At 45.6% G+C, this 20,231-nt stretch carries 20 protein-coding genes and 1 riboswitch; of the genes, 12 read left to right on the top strand and 8 right to left on the bottom strand.

Annotation, left to right across the window (positions count from 1 at the left end):
- Window positions 1-4: 4 nt before the first annotated feature.
- Window positions 5-877 carry a 4,5-DOPA dioxygenase extradiol gene (gene ygiD, locus GVN20_RS00915; protein ID WP_166556534.1) on the bottom strand — a complete coding sequence of 291 codons (873 nt, stop codon included), beginning with the start codon at window positions 875-877 and terminating at the stop codon, window positions 5-7.
- Between the two features lie 171 nt (window positions 878-1,048).
- On the opposite strand from ygiD, the gene GVN20_RS00910 reads away from it, so the two are divergent.
- Window positions 1,049-2,035 (top strand): aldo/keto reductase, encoded by a 987-nt coding sequence (locus GVN20_RS00910; protein WP_166556533.1) that lies wholly within the window; start codon window positions 1,049-1,051, stop codon window positions 2,033-2,035.
- A 51-nt stretch (window positions 2,036-2,086) separates the two neighbouring features.
- On the opposite strand, the gene GVN20_RS00905 is transcribed toward GVN20_RS00910, so the two are convergent.
- Window positions 2,087-4,291 carry a family 20 glycosylhydrolase gene (locus tag GVN20_RS00905; RefSeq protein WP_166556532.1) on the bottom strand — a complete coding sequence of 735 codons (2,205 nt, stop codon included), beginning with the start codon at window positions 4,289-4,291 and terminating at the stop codon, window positions 2,087-2,089.
- Between the two features lie 206 nt (window positions 4,292-4,497).
- Between GVN20_RS00905 and rhaM the strand changes: the two genes are divergently transcribed.
- Both rhaM and GVN20_RS00895 read left to right on the top strand, forming a co-directional pair.
- A complete protein-coding gene (gene rhaM, locus GVN20_RS00900) occupies window positions 4,498-4,812 on the top strand; it encodes an L-rhamnose mutarotase (protein ID WP_166556531.1) in 315 nt (104 codons plus the stop codon).
- A gap of 47 nt (window positions 4,813-4,859) precedes the next feature.
- Window positions 4,860-6,209, top strand: coding sequence for a Gfo/Idh/MocA family protein (locus GVN20_RS00895; protein ID WP_166556530.1), 1,350 nt, complete (start codon window positions 4,860-4,862; stop codon window positions 6,207-6,209).
- Between the two features lie 48 nt (window positions 6,210-6,257).
- Here GVN20_RS00895 and GVN20_RS00890 read toward each other — a convergent pair whose 3' ends face one another.
- Entirely contained in the window at window positions 6,258-7,016 is a 759-nt protein-coding gene (locus tag GVN20_RS00890) for a DUF547 domain-containing protein (protein WP_166556529.1), read from the bottom strand.
- A gap of 183 nt (window positions 7,017-7,199) precedes the next feature.
- Here GVN20_RS00890 and GVN20_RS00885 point away from each other — a divergent pair, with 183 nt between their 5' ends.
- From GVN20_RS00885 to GVN20_RS00870, 4 genes are all read left to right on the top strand, one after another.
- Window positions 7,200-7,988, top strand: coding sequence for an SDR family oxidoreductase (locus GVN20_RS00885; protein ID WP_166556528.1), 789 nt, complete (start codon window positions 7,200-7,202; stop codon window positions 7,986-7,988).
- Between the two features lie 36 nt (window positions 7,989-8,024).
- Window positions 8,025-8,432, top strand: coding sequence for a MaoC family dehydratase (locus GVN20_RS00880; protein WP_114463330.1), 408 nt, complete (start codon window positions 8,025-8,027; stop codon window positions 8,430-8,432).
- Between the two features lie 14 nt (window positions 8,433-8,446).
- Window positions 8,447-9,025, top strand: coding sequence for a nucleoside triphosphate pyrophosphatase (locus GVN20_RS00875; protein ID WP_166556527.1), 579 nt, complete (start codon window positions 8,447-8,449; stop codon window positions 9,023-9,025).
- A 119-nt stretch (window positions 9,026-9,144) separates the two neighbouring features.
- Complete coding sequence (locus GVN20_RS00870) at window positions 9,145-9,924, top strand: hypothetical protein (RefSeq protein WP_166556526.1); 780 nt, start codon at window positions 9,145-9,147, stop codon at window positions 9,922-9,924.
- On the opposite strand, the gene GVN20_RS00865 is transcribed toward GVN20_RS00870, so the two are convergent.
- Window positions 9,921-11,285: a hypothetical protein gene (locus GVN20_RS00865; protein ID WP_166556525.1), complete on the bottom strand. Its 1,365-nt coding sequence runs from the start codon at window positions 11,283-11,285 to the stop codon at window positions 9,921-9,923. The two genes, GVN20_RS00870 and GVN20_RS00865, sit on opposite strands and share 4 nt — an antisense overlap.
- A gap of 173 nt (window positions 11,286-11,458) precedes the next feature.
- Between GVN20_RS00865 and rpmH the strand changes: the two genes are divergently transcribed.
- From rpmH to GVN20_RS00850, 3 genes are all read left to right on the top strand, one after another.
- Window positions 11,459-11,617 carry a 50S ribosomal protein L34 gene (rpmH, locus tag GVN20_RS00860; RefSeq protein ID WP_013927159.1) on the top strand — a complete coding sequence of 53 codons (159 nt, stop codon included), beginning with the start codon at window positions 11,459-11,461 and terminating at the stop codon, window positions 11,615-11,617.
- A gap of 85 nt (window positions 11,618-11,702) precedes the next feature.
- On the top strand, window positions 11,703-12,131 hold the full coding sequence (gene rnpA, locus GVN20_RS00855) for a ribonuclease P protein component (RefSeq protein ID WP_166556524.1): 429 nt from the start codon (window positions 11,703-11,705) through the stop codon (window positions 12,129-12,131).
- 144 nt (window positions 12,132-12,275) lie between these two features.
- Window positions 12,276-12,977 carry a response regulator transcription factor gene (locus GVN20_RS00850; protein ID WP_114463326.1) on the top strand — a complete coding sequence of 234 codons (702 nt, stop codon included), beginning with the start codon at window positions 12,276-12,278 and terminating at the stop codon, window positions 12,975-12,977.
- Between the two features lie 73 nt (window positions 12,978-13,050).
- Here the strand turns inward: GVN20_RS00850 and GVN20_RS00845 are convergent, their stop codons facing one another.
- Window positions 13,051-14,271, bottom strand: a complete 1,221-nt coding sequence (locus GVN20_RS00845; protein WP_166556523.1) for an NADH-quinone oxidoreductase subunit D — start codon at window positions 14,269-14,271, stop codon at window positions 13,051-13,053.
- Between the two features lie 252 nt (window positions 14,272-14,523).
- Here GVN20_RS00845 and GVN20_RS00840 point away from each other — a divergent pair, with 252 nt between their 5' ends.
- Window positions 14,524-15,090 carry a hypothetical protein gene (locus tag GVN20_RS00840; protein ID WP_114463325.1) on the top strand — a complete coding sequence of 189 codons (567 nt, stop codon included), beginning with the start codon at window positions 14,524-14,526 and terminating at the stop codon, window positions 15,088-15,090.
- Between the two features lie 127 nt (window positions 15,091-15,217).
- Window positions 15,218-16,141: a sugar phosphate isomerase/epimerase gene (locus GVN20_RS00835; RefSeq protein WP_166556522.1), complete on the top strand. Its 924-nt coding sequence runs from the start codon at window positions 15,218-15,220 to the stop codon at window positions 16,139-16,141.
- 60 nt (window positions 16,142-16,201) lie between these two features.
- Here GVN20_RS00835 and GVN20_RS00830 read toward each other — a convergent pair whose 3' ends face one another.
- From GVN20_RS00830 to GVN20_RS00820, 3 genes are all read right to left on the bottom strand, one after another.
- Complete coding sequence (locus tag GVN20_RS00830; protein WP_166556521.1) at window positions 16,202-18,670, bottom strand: TonB-dependent receptor; 2,469 nt, start codon at window positions 18,668-18,670, stop codon at window positions 16,202-16,204.
- Window positions 18,661-18,757: riboswitch (TPP riboswitch) on the bottom strand. It overlaps the preceding gene by 10 nt.
- A 64-nt stretch (window positions 18,758-18,821) precedes the next feature.
- Window positions 18,822-19,430 (bottom strand): phosphatase PAP2 family protein, encoded by a 609-nt coding sequence (locus GVN20_RS00825; RefSeq protein WP_166556520.1) that lies wholly within the window; start codon window positions 19,428-19,430, stop codon window positions 18,822-18,824.
- Window positions 19,431-19,455: 25 nt separating this feature from the next.
- A complete protein-coding gene (locus GVN20_RS00820; protein WP_310586799.1) occupies window positions 19,456-20,184 on the bottom strand; it encodes a sulfite exporter TauE/SafE family protein in 729 nt (242 codons plus the stop codon).
- Between the last annotated feature and the right edge of the window lie 47 nt (window positions 20,185-20,231).

The following is a 20,231-nucleotide window of genomic DNA, read 5'->3' as shown; positions in this document are numbered from 1 at the left end:
GGCATTATCCTACTTTTACCGAAGTCATTGAAATAGCCCCTAACATGGTTTTATCGTTGAAGAAACTTACTTTGTCTTTCTCTTCTTTAAGTCCCAAAATATACAACAGCGGCAGATAGTGTTCTGGCGTAGGAATAGACAGTTTTCCGGCTTGCCCCAAACGCTCGTAATTAATCAGCGCCTCATGTTCATTGCGGATAATCAACGACTTAAAAGTCTCATTCATTTCAATCGCCCAATCGTAGCCTTTATCACGCAGGTGCCAGTCGATGATGCGAAGGTTATGAACCATGTTGCCGCTACCGATAATCAGTACGCCTTTTTTACGCAATGCCGCTAGTTCTTTTGCCAACTCATAGTGATAGCGCGGTGGCTTTGTATAGTCGATACTCAACTGCAAAACGGGAATATTGGCTTTGGGGTACATGTGTCGCACCACCGTCCAAGTACCGTGGTCGAGGCCCCATTCATGGTCGAGGCCTACCTTTGTTTTATGAATCAGCGACGCGGTTTCTTGGGCCAGCGCTGGGCTGCCCGGCACGGGATATCGGACATCAAACAGCGCCTTGGGAAAGCCCCCGAAATCGTGAATCGTACGAGGAGCATTCATGGCCGTTACCTTGGTGCTAGGGATATACCAGTGTGCCGACACAACCAATACGGCCGTAGGTACGGAAATTTCGGTCCCAAATTTCTTCCAGTTTTGACTGAATTCATTGTTTTCAATACCGTTCATGGGCGAGCCATGCCCCACAAACAGCATCGGCATTAGACTGTCTTTAACGGCCAGTTGTTCGTTCCATTTATACAAATCTTTTAACGATTCCATCGCAATAGCCCCTCCCAGGGCACTTTTTATAAATTCGTTTCTTTTCATTTTGCGGTGCAAAATCAATTCTACAATAAATATATGTAGATACATATAAATTACAAAACAATGCCCCATTTAGTTCCTAAAAATCCACTCCCGTTAAAATGAGTAAGTAGAAATTTCCGCGACAACCTATTAAATAGTAAACTTGAAGCAGACCATTAAAATTAATTACTGATGAATTATCGAAGATTAGGAAAGACAGGATTTGACATTTCAGAAATCAGCCTCGGTACGTGGCAGGTAGGCGGCAAATGGGGCGACGATTTCAGCCACGACAACGCCGAGAAAATCCTGCACGCCGCCGTTGATGCGGGCATTAACTTCATAGATACGGCCGACGTGTACGGCGCGGGAGAAAGCGAAAAAGCCGTAGGCAAATTTGTAAAAAGCCGCTCAGAGCGGATTTATGTAGCCACCAAATGCGGACGTCAGCTCAGCCCGCACGTCAGCGAAGCCTATCAGCCAGCGGTGCTACGCAAATTCGTAGAGGACAGCCTTCAAAACATGGGCCTCGAAACCCTCGATTTGATTCAACTCCACTGCCCGCCCACGGAAGTGTATTACCGTCCCGAAATCTTTGAATTGTTTGACCGTCTGAAAGACGAAGGGAAAATCCTGAACTTAGGCATCAGCGTCGAAAAAGTAGAAGAAGCCCTTAAAGGCATTGAATACGAAAACGTTACGACGGTCCAAATCATTTTCAACATGTTTCGTCAGCGTCCTGCCGAGCTGTTTTTTGAACAAGCGCAGAAACGCAACGTAGGCATCATTGTACGGGTACCGCTGGCGAGCGGCCTGCTCACAGGAAAGTTTTCCAAAAGTTCTTCATTTACCGAAGGCGACCATCGTTTCTTTAACCGCAACGGCGAACGATTTGACAAAGGAGAAACCTTCTCGGGGATTGATTACGAAACTGGCCTAGCCGCAGTGGAGGAACTAAAGTGCGTTTTCCCCGCCTACGCTAACCTCGCGCCCGTAGCCTTGCGTTGGATATTACAATTTGCGGCCGTCAGCACGATTATTCCTGGGGCCTCTAACCCCGAACAGGCAACTGCCAATTTGGAAGCATTGCGTATTCCCAATTTGAGCGCGGAACAATGCGCGGCTGTCAACGGTATTTATGAAAAATACATCAAGCCGCAAGTGCATCACTTGTGGTAATAACGGAGTCTTTCCAAGGTCTTGAAACCTTGGAAAGACTTTAATATATGGTTAGTTAACGATCAATTCATCCGTAAAAAGCCAAGCTTCACCGCCAGCGCCATTGTGCCCAACGGGGAGTTTACCGTACGGAATAGCTTCTACCTTTAAGTATCTTTTTTGAATAGGCTGCTTCGACTCATAGCCCACCGTTTCTTTCACGATTCCATCCAATAAGGGCTTCACGTCAAAGGTTTTCTCAATAAGAGTTGTAAAGATTATACCATCGTCAGAAGCGGAGATTTTGACGCTTTTAGGCAACAATATCCATGATTTTGCTTCCTGAATAAAATCAATTTTTACCGAACGGAACGTTGTTTTTTCGCCCATGTCAACCACTGCATCCACGGGCCGCCCCGACCAACCCATCCAAACTCCGTCGCCAAAAGATTCTCCACCTTTCAAGCCATCCACCAAACCGTATTCACCAGGTTTAGCGTACTGCGCATCGGGTTTACTATTCCAAGTGGTCTTTTTGGCCACGGCCTTATTTTCAATGATTTGGTAGCTTTGCGCGTCGCGGTACTGTTTATCTCCCCTAAACGGCGCAAACGTAATCTTGCCGGGCTTCGTTACCGTCAAAACTTCCTGCGCCTTGGGCGACTGAGCGGTGGGCTTGGTGCCGTTGAGGGTGTACCGAATGGCTAAGTCTTTCATGCCCAAATAACTGCGCAGCGACCATGATTTATGAGCCGCATCAAATTCTATTTTAGTATCAATCAAGCTTTTGTCTTCGGCACCATAGGCTACTTTTAGGGCCGTCAGAATGGGATAATGCTGCTGCACTCGGGCCCGAAACTCCTCAAAATTGCGCGTACCGTTGTTCCAAAGGCTTTCGCTAAATGCCAACATTCTAGGATACAACATATATTCGGCGTTGTAAGTCGTGACGCGCTCTGTCCACAATGGACACTCAGCTCCCCAAACTTGAGTGCTGTTTTGTCGGTAGGCTGGGTCGCTGAGGTTATCGTACTCGTAGACTTTTTTGAGGGTCAAATTGGCGTTGGGAGAATCGAAATAATAAGGCCCTGCGTGAATAATCCGATTGCCATTTGCCAGTGCTTTTCGGCCTTCGGCTTCACCCCGCCACACTTCCACAATGGCGTCTTTGTCGGCTCCGCCTTCCAAGATTTCGTCCCACCCAATGAGCGTTTTTCCTTTGGATTGCAGGTATTTTTGAATACGTTTTATAAAATAACTCTGCAATTCATGTTCATCTTTTAAGCCTTGGGCTTTCATCAACGCCTGACATTCGGGCGAAGCCTGCCACGCAGTTTTGGGCACTTCATCGCCACCGATGTGAACATAGCGACTCGGAAACAGCGGCATAACTTCATCCAGTACGTTTTGCAAAAACACGTATACGTTCTCTTTACCAACGCAAAACACATCCCCAAAAACACCCCAACTGTTGGGAACCACCCGTTTTTCATTGGTACAGGCCAATTCGGGATAAGCCACCAACGCCGCAACGCAATGGCCCGGCATTTCGATTTCGGGAATCACCGTGATGTTGCGCCGGCGGGCATATTCTACCACTTCTTTAATTTCGGCTTGGGTATAAAAACCACCGTGTATGCTACCATCGGGCTCTTTTCGCCACGCACCTACGGAAGTTAGTTTAGGATATTTTTTGATTTCGATGCGCCAACCTTGGTCGTCGGTCAGGTGCCAATGAAAAATATTGAGTTTATATAACGACATCAAATCCAGTTGCTTTTTGATAAAACTTACGGGAAAGAAATGCCGCGCTACGTCCATCATATGCCCGCGCCACCGAAAACTAGGCGCATCTTCCATCATCTGACAAGGAATTTTGGCCGAAGTCGTTTTCTGAAAAGGCAACAATTGACGCAATGACTGCACCGCCCAGAAAAACCCCTGATTGGTTTTGGCCTCAATCAAAATGCGCTCAGCAGTAACCGTAAGGCGATAGGCTTCATCGTTTTGCAGAGAGGCATCTGATTTAAGATAAATAAAAGGCAACGATTTGGCGTTGGGCAAGAGTTGTATTCCCGTTTGTGCCTTGACCGATTCGACCAAAAAACGAACCACTTCTTCTGCTTTCACCTCAGGGGCGGTCTGAATCGCCGTGGAGGGCGTCAGGGTAAATTCTCCCGTATGAAGTTGGAGGAGTTGCGGTTTGGGAATGATTGAAACTTGAGCATTGAGTTGGACCGTCAACACAATCAATAATCCGACAAAAATCTGCTTCATTGTTAGGTAATATGGTTTAAAAACAATGCGATTTTATAAAATATTTTTTATTTAAACCTGTATTTTATAAAATATATTACAAATAAGAATTTTTGCGAATAGAAATTAATTTCAAGCCATATAAGTACAGGAGGGTTGGTTCAAAACATCCTTTTCTATTTGTGTTATAAACGCCTTGCCACTTTTAAAGTAATCCATCCGATACCATGCAAAAAATTGCCTTTTTGATGAAACTCAAACCTGGTTTTGAGGAAGAATACAAAAAACGTCACGACGAAATCTGGCCCGAACTTTCGGCAGCACTGACCGAAGCTGGAGTAAGCGACTATTCAATTTATCTCGACCGTACTACGGGCGTGCTGTTTGCCGTTCAGAAACTAACGGAAAACAATACCGCCAATAATTTACCCCAACTCCCCATCGTAAAAAAATGGTGGGCCTACATGGCCGATATAATGGACACCAATCCCGACAACTCGCCCGAGAGCACGTCTTTGGAGTGCGTTTTTCACATGGATTGATTCAAATAAGCAAAATAATAACCTATTGTAAATCAAAACCTTCAAACATGCATAATCTTCAAGAAACCCTTAATCGACGGGAGTTTTTACAAAAATCAACCTTGGCCAGCGCGGGCGTGTTGGCCTCTGCTTCCGTATTTGCAAGCGGTACTTCGGCCAAACGCAAAGTAGCAATGGTAGGTACTGGCCACCGTGGTACGAGTATGTGGGGTGTAGCAGTGGTCAGAGAATTTAGCGATGTCATCGAGTTTGTGGGGCTTTGCGACATCAACCCTGGCCGCGCCGAAACCGCCCGTAAAATGCTGAATGTGAACTGCCCGCTGTTCACTGATTTTGAAAAAATGATGCGGGAAACCAAGCCTGACATCCTCATCGTCACCACCGTTGACGCCACCCACGACCAATTTATCATCAAAGGCATGGAAATGGGAGCCGACATTGTGACGGAAAAACCCATGACCACCGACGAAGGTAAATGCCAGGCCATTTTGGACGCCGAAAAACGCACGGGCAAAAAAGTAACGGTGACGTTCAACTACCGTTATTCTCCACACCGCCAAAAATTATACGAACTGCTGCGCGAAGGAGCCATTGGGAAAGTTACTTCCGTGGATTTTCACTGGTATCTTGACACCAGCCACGGAGCCGATTATTTCCGTCGTTGGCACCGTTTGGAAGAAAAAAGCGGTTCGCTTTGGGTACACAAAGCAAGTCACCATTTTGACTTATTAAACTGGTGGCTAGAATCTGAGCCCGAAAGTGTATATGCCCAAGGAGCATTAGAACACTATGGCAAAAATGGCACTATAAGAGGCACCAACTGCCGCAGCTGTGCGCATAAAGCCGAGTGTAAGTTTTATTTTGACGTCACCAAAGACAAACGACTTACCGCGCTGTACGTGGACAACGAAAAATACGACGGCTATCACCGCGACGGCTGTGTATTCAAAGAAGACATCAATATTTATGATAAAATGGCGGCCACCATTCACTACGCCAACGGCGTGAACGTGAGCTACTCTCTAACGACCTATTCGCCATATGAAGGCTACAGAATCGCGTTCAACGGTACCAAAGGGCGTTTGGAAGCATGGGTTAAAGAATCAGGAAAAATGACGCGTGAACCCTACGATGAATTGATGCTTTCCAAGAATTTCGGCGAAGTAGAATACATCAAAATTCCGCAAGCCGAAGGGCACGGCGGCGGCGATGCACGCTTACGAGACAAAATTTTCCGCAATCCCAACGCAGCAGACACCTTCCGCCAATCGGCAGGAAGCCGCGACGGAGCAATGGCCATTTTGGTAGGAATCGGTGCCCGTAAAAGCATGAAGACGGGCCAACCCGTCAAAATTGCCGACCTTACCGACTTAAAACCCGTAGCGATAAAATCATAATCGAAGATTTAGCTTCCCGAAAGTTGACTACTTTCGGGAAGCTATCAATTATTTTCCGTTCAAATCCCAGTCGTAATCCATGTGCGTAACGCTGGCTTTTTTGTCGGCTTTTACCGTTGAATATTTATTTACCCAATCAATAATGGGCATTGTCTTCGTAAAATCTCCCCCGTACCAAGACAAAATTTTCGATAAATCTGCCTTGTTTTTAGTGACGTTATTCTTGGTTTTATCATTGATAAAATCTCGTCCTTGCTCATCCAACTGCTTATCCAAACGCTCCGCCACAAATGCTTCATTGCGCAACGGTGGGCACGATTTGGCCGCGCACACCAGCGCAAAGTGAATCCGAGGCTCATCAAATTTTTTACGGATAATCCCGTGTTCGATGTTATTCAAATCCATTTTTTTTCCGCCAATGGTAATAAACTTTACATCCCAAGGGGTATTAACAAACGGAATCTTGATTTTTGAGCCAATGTCTTTGATGCTCGTGATACCCGGATAATTGTCTAATATCAACTGAATCGTAAATGCATTGTAGGCATTAATCCAGTACGCCAACTGCTCATCTTTGCTCCATTTGTCGTTGGGAGCGCTCGCACTGAGCATATCTAGGTATTTTTTAAGTTCGGCGTAATCTTTTTTGAATGCAGTGTAATTGACAAAACCTTTGTCGTTTACGTGTTTTTTCAGAAGTTTGTCCCAAGCCGCGTGGTCAACGGGGGCCGCAGTAGACGTGGGCGTAGCGGTACAGCTACTAAATACTGCCATCACCAAAAAAACAATTAAAACAAAACAGCGCATAGTTTTAAGAAGTTGAGTGGTACAATTGATATGATGTTAGTACAATGTCACAAAGCAAATAATTCACCATCAGCAGAAAACGTTTTCAGAAATCAAATCAGCATACGTTTTAGAATACATACTTAATTTTTAGCCAAAAGGATTTCCACCCGTAAAACAGCCTAAAAAATTGGGCCACTAGCTATGAATCTTGATTTAACCAAAAAAACCGCCATTGTCTGCGGCAGTACGCAAGGTATCGGGCGCGCATCGGCGGTAGAATTGGCCCTGATGGGTGCCAATGTAACGCTTATGGCGCGCAATGAAGCCGCATTGCAACAAACACTCAGTACGTTGGACGTGAGCAAAGGGCAAACGCACCGCTATATTGTGGCTGATTTTTCCAATCCTGAAAACGTAAAAAGCGCCATTGACACCTATTTGGCGACGGTTCCAGAAGTCCACATTCTCATCAACAACACAGGAGGCCCAACGGGCGGCCCCATCATTGATGCGACTCCAGAGCAATTTATGAAGACCTTTGAAATGCACCTCGTCAATAATCAGGTATTGGCGCAGGCGGTTGTTCCAGCCATGAAAAAAGCGGGTTTCGGGCGCATTGTAAACATCATTTCGACGTCGGTCAAACAGCCGATTGTGGGGTTAGGGGTTTCTAATACCATCCGCTGGGCCGTGGCGAGTTGGGCCAAAACGCTTTCGCTGGAGATTGGCAAATTCGGCATCACGGTCAATAACGTTTTGCCAGGCTACACCAAAACGGGACGTTTGGATTCGATTAATAAACAACGCGCCGAGGTTACTGGCAAAAGTGTCGAAGAAATCGCGGACCAGCTCCAATCCGAAATTCCAATCGGGCGCTTTGCCGAACCAGAAGAAGTCGCCGCCGCCGTGGCTTTTCTGTGCAGTCCAGCCGCCGCCGCCATCAGCGGCATTAATATTCCCGTTGACGGTGGAAAAACGGGGTCATTATAAAACCATATTTTTATCAAACGCTAAAACCCAACTTCTATGAAACTTTCCCTCGGCGATACCTACGAATACGAATTCCGTTTTTCTCAAGATGATGTTATTGCCTTTGCCCAACTCACCGGCGACGACAATCCGTTGCATTTAGACCCCGAATACGCCGCCACGACGCCCTTCAAACGACCCATCATTCACGGAATGCTGGGCGCGAGCGTATTCACCAAAGTGATCGGTACAAAGTTTCCAGGCTATGGCTCCATCTACGTCGGACAAACTTTCCAGTTTTTGCGACCGATGTTTGTGGATACCGATTATAAAGTAAAATTTACGGTCATCACGCTAAATCCTGAAAAACATACGGGTGAGATTTTGGGCGAAGTTTTTGATGTAACTACCAATAAAATCACCACCAAAGGCGTGGCTACGCTGATGCACAAGGAGAAAATCTAACGCCTACTATTTAAATGCTGCTGCTCACCCACCCCCTCGTTCTTGCCTCCAACTCTCCGCGCCGTCAGCAATTGTTGCGTGAGTTGGGGTTTGATTTTACCGTTGAGGTTCGCCCCACCGATGAGCTTTTTCCTGCCGATATGCCCGCCGCCGAAGTGGCGGGGTATTTGGCAAAACACAAAGCATCACAATTTGAGTCAGATTTAAGCAAATGCCTCGTCCTCTGTGCCGATACGATTGTGGTGGTAGACAACATGATTCTCAACAAACCCGCCAACGCCTTCGAAGCCAAAGCCATGCTCCAGCAGCTTTCAGGACGCAGCCACGAGGTCATCACGGGCATTTGTCTGTTGAGCAGCCGTGGTTACCAAACCGTCAGCGATGTAGCCAAGGTGGAGTTTAAAACCCTTACCGACGCCGAAATTGACTATTATATTCAGCATTATCGCCCCTTCGACAAAGCAGGTGCTTACGGTGTGCAAGAATGGATTGGCATGATGGGAATCAATCGCATTGAAGGTTCTTTTTATACCATTATGGGCCTGCCTTTGCATAAAGTATATGAACTGTTGCTGCCCTTTGTGCAGTCATAACCGTTTATCAAAAATCTGTTTGAAACGGCTGAGTGAATATCTATTTTTGTCAAACAGCAATACGATTGATTTTGAAACCATCAATCGTTCATCCAGAACAAAAAAGTATAATTCCTGCCATGAAAAACAAACTAAACATTCTTTTATGCGCGAGCCTTGTCTGGCTGGCTGGTTGTACCCCAAGCTTTTATCATTTACGCCCTGCTTCGGGCGACATCGCCTGGATTGATGGACGTGAGGTGACGCGGGTGGAGCAAAACGGGGTGGTATTGGTGGCTTCCTACGAGTTTGAAGATCCGCATCATTTGGTATTGGATGTCGAAATCAAAAACCGAACCACCGCCCCATTATTGGTTGACCCCAACGATTTCACTTACTTTCCTTTTGAAGAAAAAGGCGACACCTTACGCAAAAAAACTAATTCTCCGTACTCCGCCACTTACCGCGCTACCGACCCAGAGCAAAAAATTGAACAGGCAACCCTGGAAATAAAACGCCAAAAACAACGCTTAGTCGCGGCATCTATTTTTAATGGGGTGATGTTAGTGGCGACTATTGCGAGCGATATTCACAGTTCAAATCGCAACGACCGCTCATGGCAGCAACAGGCCAACAATCGCTACAATCATGCGCAGGCGTACAATTTTATTATTCAAAAGCAGATTGCCGACGTACAGCTTCAAAAAATACGTACCGACCAATTGCAACATGAGCGCGCCAATTGGCAAGACATGGCACTCCGCAAAACCACCTTGCCCGTGGGCGAATCGGTACGTGGTTTGCTGTTTTTACCCAAAGATACCCGCGCGTCTTACCTGTGGCTCAATTATGAAACGCCCGCCGATTCAACGAATTTACGGGTGAAGTTTTTGCAGGAAAAAATTAAGCATGAACACTAAACATCCTTTGTTGGGGCATTCCAATCAATCCCTTTTACGAATAGCTCATACACCAGACAGCCAATCACCAGGATATACTCAAACGCCACAATCCGCAGGTTTTCTTCATAAGGCTGTGAAGCGTACACAACGTAAGTAAGCGGCAACAACGCCGACCAAACCACGGGGTACCAACGCCCAGTGAGCGCCCCCAAAGCCACCAAGGTAGTGATGTACCAAGGATGGACGGTCGTGGCGCACAAAAAATAAACGGTCAGCCCCAGTAGCATTTTTTCGAGTAAACTTCGACGCTGAAACGTTATTTTAGCAATACAAACCAACGTCACCAGCGACAGCAACGGGCCCAATAAATGGATGATATTATAACCCGTAATCCAATAACCCACCTTCCGGAACAAATAGTAAAAGCTGGCGTTAAATTCAAATTTCTGAAAGTATAAATCAAGGCTTTTGCCGAAATTGACAAACAGTTCATGGCCCAGGAACGGAGCAAACAATGTCAATAAAATCAAGCCTACAATTACACAATAAACAAGACCTTGACGAAATCCAAGTCGTTTGAAAATAAGCGGTAGGAAAATCAACGGCAACAGTTTTACGGCGGCTCCCATTGCCAATGCTCCTGCCGACCCGACATTGTATTTATCTCCACGAAACGGCCTGTCAATCCACCTCACTGCCAACAAAACACAAAACAGCGTCACCGCTTCAAAATGCAAATTTCCCGTCAATTCAATGATAACGAATGGATTGAGTGCGTAAATCAGCACCGCGTTTTGCATGCCCTTTTCTTTATATTTAGGAAATCTGAAAGTAGTTAATAGGTAAATAGTGCCGAGCTCGGCCATAAAAATAAATGACCGCAATGCCATAATGTTGAGTAAGACACTATCGCCCGCCATCCAAGCCGACAGGCCAAACATCCATTGATTCAGGGGGGGATAAACCGTGAAGTAATTCGGAGAATTAAGCCCCTGAAAAAGTACTTGGTTTAGGTGCGCATCGGCGGCGACAGAAGTAGTGATTATTTCGGAAGGTAGATACAGATAGGGGTTGTAACCCGCTGATAACAAACGTCCATCCCAAATAAACCGAAAATAATCGTCGGACAGTGCAGGTACCGAAAACAGCAGTAAAACGCGGAAGCTAATGGCGTACCAAATCCATTTTTGGGTTTGTCGTTTGTCCCATTTTTGGCTAATAACTAATGCATACATCAAAAATAATCCCCCAAAGGTCAGAATAAGTTCTCCCGCTTGGGTTCGTTTCCAATGATACCCCACCAAGCTATATCCCGCCGTACTAACGAGGATAAAAAGAAGAAACCACAGAATAGAGGCATTTTGGGGGGCTTTGGGCATAGCAAACGCAGTATTTCTCCGCTCAATTAATACCCGTGAAATAACAATTAATTCACAGGCCTTCCAAATTTCGACCGTTCAATCAAAAAATAGTTTGTAAACTTTTGGAAGTTTCCGTACCTTTGCGGACTCTTTTGAAATCAAGGATTTACAAGAAATAAAAGGTCAAAAAAATGAAACGTACATATCAACCTTCAAACCGCAAAAGACGTAACAAGCACGGTTTCCGTGAGCGGATGGAATCAGCCAATGGCCGCAAGGTGTTGGCCGCTCGTCGCAAAAAAGGCCGTTGGAAACTTACAGTTTCGGACGAAAAACGTCACAAGCAATAATTTGTTTGCGTGTTTGGGGAGTTTGTTTGTTTGAAAGTTGAAGAAAGCTTCTCAAACAAGTGCAGTAGTTCAAACGATTCAAACATTGAGACAGACATTACAAAAAATAGAACGGTTAAGCAGCCCAAAAGTAATTGGCCGTTTGTTTGAAAAAGGTAGCACGGAAACCCAAACGTCCTACCTTTTTCCTTTTAAGGTATTTTACCTTTACGAACTTTCTCCCTCTGCACAGGCACTTCCTCAAGTGCTGTTTACAATTTCGAAGCGAAATTTTAAGCGGGCCGTTGACCGCAACCTCCTGCGCCGCCGCTGCCGCGAAGCTTATCGCAAAAACAAACACCTTTTTTTTGAAACACCCGCGCACCGTGCTCCTTCCTACATTGCGTTTGTATTAATTGCCAAAGAAAAAGTAGAATATGAAGTCATTGAGCGCTCGATGCAAAAACTCATTGGTCGGATGGCAAAAGCGATGGATGAAGCGGCAAATCCTTCCGCTGAGCGTTTAGATGCTTAAAAAGTGAAGAAATTACCTTTTATAACCTTTTTTCAACCTTCCATTTATACAAATCTACTGTTAACTTTGTGTTAAGAATGAATAAGCGGTGTTAAAATTCCTGACACGTCTCGTACTTTCGTCCTCGAAATCAACTCCCATGCCATGAGCGCAGCTAAATCGGCTCAAATTGCACACAAAGTATTAGTCGTCGACGACGACCCGGATATTGTTGAGCTTCTTGCTTACAATTTGGAAAAAGAAGGCTACGAAGTAGCTACGGCTTCCAACGGAAAAAATGCGTTGGAAATCGCCCGTACTTTCATTCCTGAGCTTGTCGTACTCGACATTATGATGCCCCAAATGGACGGCATCGAAACCGCCCGCCTGTTGCGGGACATTCCCGATTTTCGGAACACGTATCTCTTGTTTCTGACCGCTCGTTCGGAAGAGTATTCGGAGGTAGCCGCCTTCGAAATCGGCGCGGATGATTACATTACAAAACCCATCAAACCACGGGCCTTGATGAGTCGTATCAATGCATTGTTTAGAAGAGAGGCCCAAAAAGCCGAGCCTGAGTCGCAGATTGAGATTGCGGGTCTGTCTATCAACCGAAAAAACTACACAGTCACGAAGGCCGATAAATCGGTGGTTTTGCCCAAAAAAGAGTTTGAATTACTCTTTTTCTTAGCCAACCACCCAAACAAAGTATTTAATAGAGAAGAATTGCTCCAAAAAATCTGGGGAGCTGATATTTACGTTCTCGAACGAACCGTAGACGTGCACATCCGAAAAGTGCGGGAAAAAGTAGGCGAAACCTACATCAGAACGCTCAAAGGTGTGGGGTATATGTTTACCGACGAATAGTTTTAGCGTAAGTAGTTTGCAGTAGGCAGGTAGTAATTATATCATTTTTAAATTACCTACTGCAAACTGCCGCTTATCTATCTACCTCTCCCATCACTACATCAATAGAGCCGATAATTGCTACCAAATCGGCGAGCATTGCACCACGGGAAATTTCGGCAATCACCGAGAGATTATTAAATGAACAAGCCCGGGCTTTGCAGCGAACAGGAATATCGGATTTGCCATCCGTACGAAAGAAAAAGCCTAATTCTCCTTTGGGATTTTCAGCGCGTACATAGTAATCCATTGCCTGCGGACGAATTTTTTTGGGAACAAAAGCCTGCGGGTCAAAATCAGGCGTACGGCGGTGTTCACCCAGCAATTTCTCAACGCATTGCTTGATGATTTTAACAGACTCTCTACATTCTAGCACCCGTACATAATTTCGGTCCCAACAATCTCCGACGCTTCCGACCAGTCCTTCTCCCATCGGTACGTCAAAATCCAATTCGGGATAAACCGAATAACCATCTACTTTACGTAAATCCCATCGCAATCCCGAACCACGCAATACGGGTCCTGAGCAGCCATAATTTATCGCAACTGATAAAGGCAGTACACCTACATTGGCCGTGCGTTGTACAAAAATTTTATTGTCAATAACCAGTTGTTGAAGTTCTTCTAATTTAGGTTTGAGATAATTAACAAACTCCAAACAACGCTCCTCAAAACCCACGGGGACATCATAAAACAAACCACCCACCCAGATATAATTGTAGAGCATTCTTGCGCCCGAAAGCCACTCCAACATCCGCAAAATATGCTCACGGTCGCGCATCATCCAGAGGAAAGGCGTATACGCTCCAATGTCCATGGCGTAGGTGCCTATGGCTACAAAATGCGATGCCAAGCGGTTGAGTTCAGCCACCAATACCCGAATGTATTCGACGCGCTTGGGTAGGTCTTTATCAATGCCGAGCATCCGCTCAACGCCCATCACGTAGGCGTGCTCGGAGTTCATGGCCGCTACATAGTCCATACGGTCTACGTAAGGAATGATTTGATTGAACGGCAACGACTCGGCGTGTTTTTCGAAACAACGGTGCAGGTACCCAATATGGGGCACCACATCGACAATGATTTCTCCATCCGACACCACCTCCAGTCGCAGCACACCGTGGGTAGATGGGTGTTGCGGGCCAATATTAATGACCATTTCTTCGGTACGAAGATGCTCGGAGGTATATTTACCAGGTTCCGAAACCTGTAAATGTTCGGGACTGTACTTATATTGAATAGAATCAGTAGGCATCTCAAAAAACAATTCAAACTGCTTTGTTAAGCCAAAAGTAATAGATTTTACCAAAGAACAGGTCCAATTTTTTAACTTGCTCTTGGCTATTAGCAGAAAAATAATACCTGCGTAAGCAAGTTGTCTACGCCTTTTTTATAGCAACTGACTTCGAAATAAATAAGCCCTTCTCCCAGTTATCCTTTGCTTCTCAGATTGTATATTTGTTATTATTTGTGGGATTGCCCACCTGGGCTTTGACCGTGGTGAACTATGCATGAAATTGAGCCTTTTTATAATTGGGAAAAACACTATGTAGCCGCTGAAGACCGTAAATCCCCTTTTTATGGCCGCGACTATAACATGAATCAATACGAACACGACATTTACGGTTATTATATTCATCCTCTTTGGGATGACATCGACTCTGAAACACTCTACGTGAAAATTCTTTTTGCCGACTATAAAAAGACTTTTGCGGTCATTGAGTTGTTTGGCGAATGGAACGATACCCTCCACAACGACATCATGTATTTCAAGCGTAATGTCATTGACCATTTATTGGCCGAAGGTATCAGCCAATTTATTTTGATTGGAGAAAATATTCTTAATTTTCACGGCTCCGACGACGAGTATTATGCCGAGTGGTTTGAAGAAATTGAAGACGGATGGATTGCCGTGGTTGGCTCCCGCGACCACATCGAGCGCGAATGGAAGCGCTATCGTTTAGATTATTATCTCAATTTTGGCGGCACACTCCACTTGGAAAACTGGCGTACCATGCAGCCGCAACCCTTTTACGAACTAGTCAAAAGTTTGATTATAAGGCGATTAATGTAAATTTAACCGAAAAATAAACTTCAATTTCTGGTAAATTAACAACTGCCACGTCCCATGAAAATAGTTCCTTTGTAGCATATTAAAGTAAGTTTAGGTGCATGTAGGCCTTTTTCTTAAAAATACGCACATGCATTACAATCGTCGTCGTTTTATAGAAACCCTTACCGCCAGCAGCGCGGTCTTATTGACCAACTCGGCCACGGCTTTTGCTCCCAAAGCGAGCCCTATTTCTTCCAACCAATATGCGTGGATTACATTTTATAACCGCGACAAACGCGATTGGAACGCCGATTTGGATGCGTCTTTGGCCGAATACGTCAAATCGGGACTAACGGCCTACGAGCCCAGTTTCTCTAACGTAGAAGAGGTAAAAAGGCTGGCTCCGTTGCTCAAAAAACATAATTTGACCATGCCTTCGGCTTACGTAGGCAGTGTCTTGCACGACCCCACGGAGGGGAAACGTTCTATCGAAACGGCATTGGCAATTGCTGAAGCAGCGCAACCTCTAGGACTGAAAATATTGGTTTCCAACCCCAGCCCGTTGAAATGGGGTAGTAGCGACATTAAGAATGACTCTCAACTGATTGAGCAAGCCAAAAATCTGGAGTTTTTAGGTAGTGAACTTCGCAAACGCGGCGTGATTCTCGCTTATCATACCCACGATGTGGAGCTGCGCGCTGGTGCCCGCGAGTTTCACCACATGCTTCAAAATACCGACCCAAAAAATGTAGGTTTCTGTCTGGATGTACATTGGGTTTACAGAGGCGCAGGCAACTCACAAGTGGCCCTTTTTGATGTAGTAAAAATGTACGGCAAGCGCGTAGTAGAATTGCACATACGCCAATCTGTCGGCAACGTTTGGGGAGAAATTTTTGGTGAAGGCGACATTGACTATCCACGGTTGGTACGTGAGCTGCAAGCCCTGAAAGTAAAGCCGTTGCTTGTATTGGAGCAATGTCTGGAAGGTCAATCACCCAATACCGTAAAAGCCGTAGAAGCACACCAACGCGATTTGGCCTACGCAAAACAAGTTTTTGCGGGCTGGCTGTAAACCAACGTCGGCGAGGCCCAAAGCCTCGCCGACGTTAAATTGTGTCAATATTTCTTTTTCTTAAAACTTCAAACCAACACTCACCAAGAAATTACGCCCAGCCTGCGGGTAGTAGAAATTTTCGGTGGTAGTCTGACCGCCGTAAATATAGCTGTAGGTGTATCCGTTGGATTCGTACAACTCATTGAAAATATTGTTGGCCAAGGCACTCACCGTGATTTCATTCATCCATTTAGGCTTAATGCGATAAATCAGCCGAAGGTCATTGGTAAAATACGCGTCCAATTTACGGCCTTCGTTAGAGGTATTGTCCAAATATTGTTTCCCTACGTACTTGGTCAACAACGCCACCTCTAGGTTCTTCACGGGCGTGTAAATAAGTTGGCTTCCTACAATCACATTTGGCGAAAGCGCAATGTTTGTATTTCCGTGGTTTGTGGTCTGATAACCACCATTTTCGTCGTCGTAATTAACAATGTATTCGGTAAAATTCTTGATTTTATTTTGGCTGAACGTCGCGTTGGCATTCCATTTCCATTGTTTACTCAACTGCGCCCCAAACTCCAATTCAATTCCTGCACGATAGCTTTCTGGCACGTTGATTTTAATGGGATTTCCTACGTCGTTCAACTGCCCCGATACCACCAATTGGTTCTTGTAATTCATATAGTACCCACCAACAGACGCCGCGACGCGGCCTTTTTGGAAACGATAGCCAAACTCTAAGTCACGCAATACCTCGGGTTGGGGCTGAATCTGACGCGTAGATTCCGTAAAATCATCACGGTTTGGTTCGCGGTGCGCCAAGCTGAAAGAGGCAAAAGCTGTGCTACTTTCTGACACCTGATAGGTTAAACCTGCTTTAGGATTGAAAAAAGTATAATTGACATCATGCGATTGCTGCCGTTGCTGGTTGTCGTCGCCTTTTACAAAATAACCGATTTTTCTGACTTGGGCATCGGCAAACACGTTCAGTTTGTCAGTGAGTTGATAATACACCTTACCGTAAAGATTGAAATCCGTTTTCATTCCAACGTTTTGATAATACCGCTGACGAATGCTGCTATTGCTCGCAAAGCGCGCCCAAATCACTTCCCCAAAGTGGTTACCATCGTATTGATTCCATCCTCCACCGATGTTGGCGGTGAGTTTTTGGAAACTGTTATAGTCCAACGAAAACGTAGTACCGTAGAAAGAATTATCCAACCACCTACGACGAACCAAATCGCTGCGCGTAATGGTGTCTCCGCCCACAATTACTGAGGGTAATTTATAGTTTCTGAGCCTATCGTTGTCGCGGTATTGCTCATAATACCCACGGCCTTTCACCAAAAATCCATTAAGGTTAAATGTCCAGTTTTTGCTGAGCGTATGCGACGAAATCAGTTGATAATGGTCTTGCTGATAGTTATCTACTTGATTATCGTACAAATAAAGATTGTACGTCCGACTATCGGAATTTAAGAGATTTTGGGCATCACGCTCATTTAGGCCGTTGCGGTCGATGTAAGCCAACATTCCTTCTCGGTCGCCTTTAATTCGCGCTTCTGGGGTTCCTTCCCATGCCTGATACGTTATTTCTTTCCCCGAAAACACGTTCAAACGCACCGAGCTTTTCTTTCCAAAATAAGCCCCAGAGACATAAAACGACCCCAAATCCGACTTAGCGCGGTCAATGAAGCCGTCGGAGGTGATTTTTGATAAACGAGCGTCCAACGTAAATTTGTTGTTCAACAAACCCGTACCCGCCATAACGGTATGCTTACGGGTTTTGAAAGAACCCACCGAATTGTTGATTTCGGCGTAGGCTTCTTTTCTAAATTCGTTGGTGTTGATGTTGACCGTAGCCCCAAATGCGGCCGCCCCGTTGGTAGAAGTCCCTACCCCACGCTGAATCTGCACACTGCTGACCGACGAGCTGAAATCGGGCATATTTACCCAAAACGTTCCCTGACTTTCGGCGTCGTTGTACGGAATTCCGTTGATGGTCACGTTGATACGCGTGGCATCTGTGCCACGAATACGTAATCCCGTGTACCCAACCCCCGCTCCCGCATCAGAGGTAGTGACAAGTGAGGGCGTAAAATTGAGCAATACGGGCAAGTCTTGCCCTAAATTCTGCTTACTCAATTCAAGTTTTCCGACATTGGTAAACGCCACCCCAGAATTTTGATTGGCCCGGGTAGCGTTGATGACCACTTCGTCAGCCGAGAAAGAACTGCGGACTAATTTAATTTCTACGTTTGAATTCGAACTTTGAAGGGAAGCCAACACCATTTTCTGGTTCTCATAGCCTACGTACGAAAACTCCAGTAAATCAGTATCTTTAGGAAGATTTTTTAGCGAGAATTCGCCTTTTTCGTTTGTCACCGTTCCCCGAAAACTTCCAGCTCGGATGGTTGCCCCCGGTAGCGGTTTGCCGTCTTCGGCGTCAACGATTTTGCCCGACACAGATAGTTGGGCAAGTGCAGGCACGTACAGCAACACTCCCGTTGCCACGGCCAAAAACCAAGATGTAAACTTTAGCATTTTTAATTCCCTCCGCCGGCATTACCCGGTTCAGGTGGTAAGGGTATAATCTCAGCCCGTCATGTTAGGGCACCCCGTTTTGTAAAAAATTCTGCGCGTCAGAACTGACCGCAAAGGTAAGAGGATAACTTAGAAAAATGCAAATATGTTTTTAGTTGGGTGTTTTTCGCTTCGTTCTATTCAACCATTTCTGCTGAATTTTGTACGAAAGCCACGCGCTTGCTGCACCTGTGACTGCAGCCCCCAAAATATCACTCGGGTAATGTACCCCCAAACGCATTCGTGAATACCCCACCGCTCCTGCCCACGCATAAGCCGGCACGATGACGTACCATTTACGATAATTGATGGCCAAGGTCGTAGCCGTTGAAAACGCCACCGTGGTATGACCCGACGGAAATGAATAGTGCGGCTCTTCACCTTCTACCCGCGCCGCAAAAAGCGTAGGATGCTCAATAAAAGGCCTGTCTCTCAAGACAATTCGTTTGGTCACTTGCGTAATACCCGTCCCAATCACAAACCCGCCCAACGCCTGCCAGCCCTGCTGTTGCAAGGTCTTATTTTTGGTTGAAAAACCCGCAATCAACAAGCCCGCTGGAAGCGCCAAACTCAACGGCTTAGCGGTGGACGAAATGAACTTTGCCGCACTTACATCGGTGGGTTGGTTGGAACCATACACGTCTTGCAGCAGGCGGGTATCTAAATTTTGGGCGCTTATTTTCCACGAAAACAAACACAAAAAGAAAAGGTATTTTTTCACTGACAAAACGATTGTAGGCGAGAAGTTAGGTCAAATATAGTTTTGCTACCGCAATCAACAATACCGAAGCCAAAATATAACGTAATGTTTGCAGATTAAACTTAAAACTTCCCTGATAGGCCCCAATAAACCCACCTACCAAAGCCGCTACTAGCCAAGAAGTTAGTTGACCATTGGGTTCAAATCCTTTTTGAAACAACCCGTACAACCCCGACATGGAATTAACAAAGATAAACAAAGCCGAAACTGCGGCCGTTTCTTTCACGCGTCCCCAGCCCAACAACAAAATGACTGGACTCAAAACAATGCCCCCGCCAATGCCCAGCATCCCCGACAATAGACCAATGACCGCCCCAATTGCAAATGCACCCATCAAAGGCACAGGTTTATTTTCGGCTTTTTCCACGGGTTGAAATAGCATCCTCGCAATAGCAATGGCCAAAGCTACGGCCAATAATTTTTTATAAAGTGAATCTGTAATCGGCAGCGTAGCACCAATGTAGGAAAGGGGAATGCTCGCAAGGGCAAAAGGCCAGAATAAATTCCACCGAAAATGCCCCGCTCGGTAATATTGAATGAACGCAACGAGAGAAACAAATACGTTGAGAATCAACGCCGAAGATTTCATCAAAGCAGGAGAAGTGCCAAAAATAGCCATCAGCGCCAAATATCCACTCGCCCCACCATGCCCCACAGAAGCGTACAAAAAAGCCATGATACCAATCAACAGCGGTTGCCAATACTCTTGCATCATTCAGAAATTCGTTATTCCCTCAAATATATAACGCTTTCTGATTCTTA

It is taken from the genome of Runella sp. CRIBMP, from assembly GCF_009905605.1.
In the GTDB taxonomy this organism is placed as follows: domain Bacteria; phylum Bacteroidota; class Bacteroidia; order Cytophagales; family Spirosomataceae; genus Runella.
The sequence above is the reverse complement of the archived record's forward strand: the minus strand, read 5'-3'. Positions and strand labels throughout refer to the sequence as shown.

Excerpts from the sequence above, each read along its gene's own strand:
- ygiD (WP_166556534.1), bottom strand. The coding sequence starts at position 877 with ATGAAAAGAAACGAATTTATAAAAAGTGCCCTGGGAGGGGCTATTGCG.
- GVN20_RS00910 (WP_166556533.1), top strand. The coding sequence starts at position 1,049 with ATGAATTATCGAAGATTAGGAAAGACAGGATTTGACATTTCAGAAATC.
- GVN20_RS00905 (WP_166556532.1), bottom strand. The coding sequence starts at position 4,291 with ATGAAGCAGATTTTTGTCGGATTATTGATTGTGTTGACGGTCCAACTC.
- rhaM (WP_166556531.1), top strand. The coding sequence starts at position 4,498 with ATGCAAAAAATTGCCTTTTTGATGAAACTCAAACCTGGTTTTGAGGAA.
- GVN20_RS00895 (WP_166556530.1), top strand. The coding sequence starts at position 4,860 with ATGCATAATCTTCAAGAAACCCTTAATCGACGGGAGTTTTTACAAAAA.
- GVN20_RS00890 (WP_166556529.1), bottom strand. The coding sequence starts at position 7,016 with ATGCGCTGTTTTGTTTTAATTGTTTTTTTGGTGATGGCAGTATTTAGT.
- GVN20_RS00885 (WP_166556528.1), top strand. The coding sequence starts at position 7,200 with ATGAATCTTGATTTAACCAAAAAAACCGCCATTGTCTGCGGCAGTACG.
- GVN20_RS00880 (WP_114463330.1), top strand. The coding sequence starts at position 8,025 with ATGAAACTTTCCCTCGGCGATACCTACGAATACGAATTCCGTTTTTCT.
- GVN20_RS00875 (WP_166556527.1), top strand. The coding sequence starts at position 8,447 with ATGCTGCTGCTCACCCACCCCCTCGTTCTTGCCTCCAACTCTCCGCGC.
- GVN20_RS00870 (WP_166556526.1), top strand. The coding sequence starts at position 9,145 with ATGAAAAACAAACTAAACATTCTTTTATGCGCGAGCCTTGTCTGGCTG.
- GVN20_RS00865 (WP_166556525.1), bottom strand. The coding sequence starts at position 11,285 with ATGCCCAAAGCCCCCCAAAATGCCTCTATTCTGTGGTTTCTTCTTTTT.
- rpmH (WP_013927159.1), top strand. The coding sequence starts at position 11,459 with ATGAAACGTACATATCAACCTTCAAACCGCAAAAGACGTAACAAGCAC.
- GVN20_RS00850 (WP_114463326.1), top strand. The coding sequence starts at position 12,276 with ATGAGCGCAGCTAAATCGGCTCAAATTGCACACAAAGTATTAGTCGTC.
- GVN20_RS00845 (WP_166556523.1), bottom strand. The coding sequence starts at position 14,271 with ATGCCTACTGATTCTATTCAATATAAGTACAGTCCCGAACATTTACAG.
- GVN20_RS00840 (WP_114463325.1), top strand. The coding sequence starts at position 14,524 with ATGCATGAAATTGAGCCTTTTTATAATTGGGAAAAACACTATGTAGCC.
- GVN20_RS00835 (WP_166556522.1), top strand. The coding sequence starts at position 15,218 with ATGCATTACAATCGTCGTCGTTTTATAGAAACCCTTACCGCCAGCAGC.
- GVN20_RS00830 (WP_166556521.1), bottom strand. The coding sequence starts at position 18,670 with ATGCTAAAGTTTACATCTTGGTTTTTGGCCGTGGCAACGGGAGTGTTG.
- GVN20_RS00820 (WP_310586799.1), bottom strand. The coding sequence starts at position 20,184 with ATGATGCAAGAGTATTGGCAACCGCTGTTGATTGGTATCATGGCTTTT.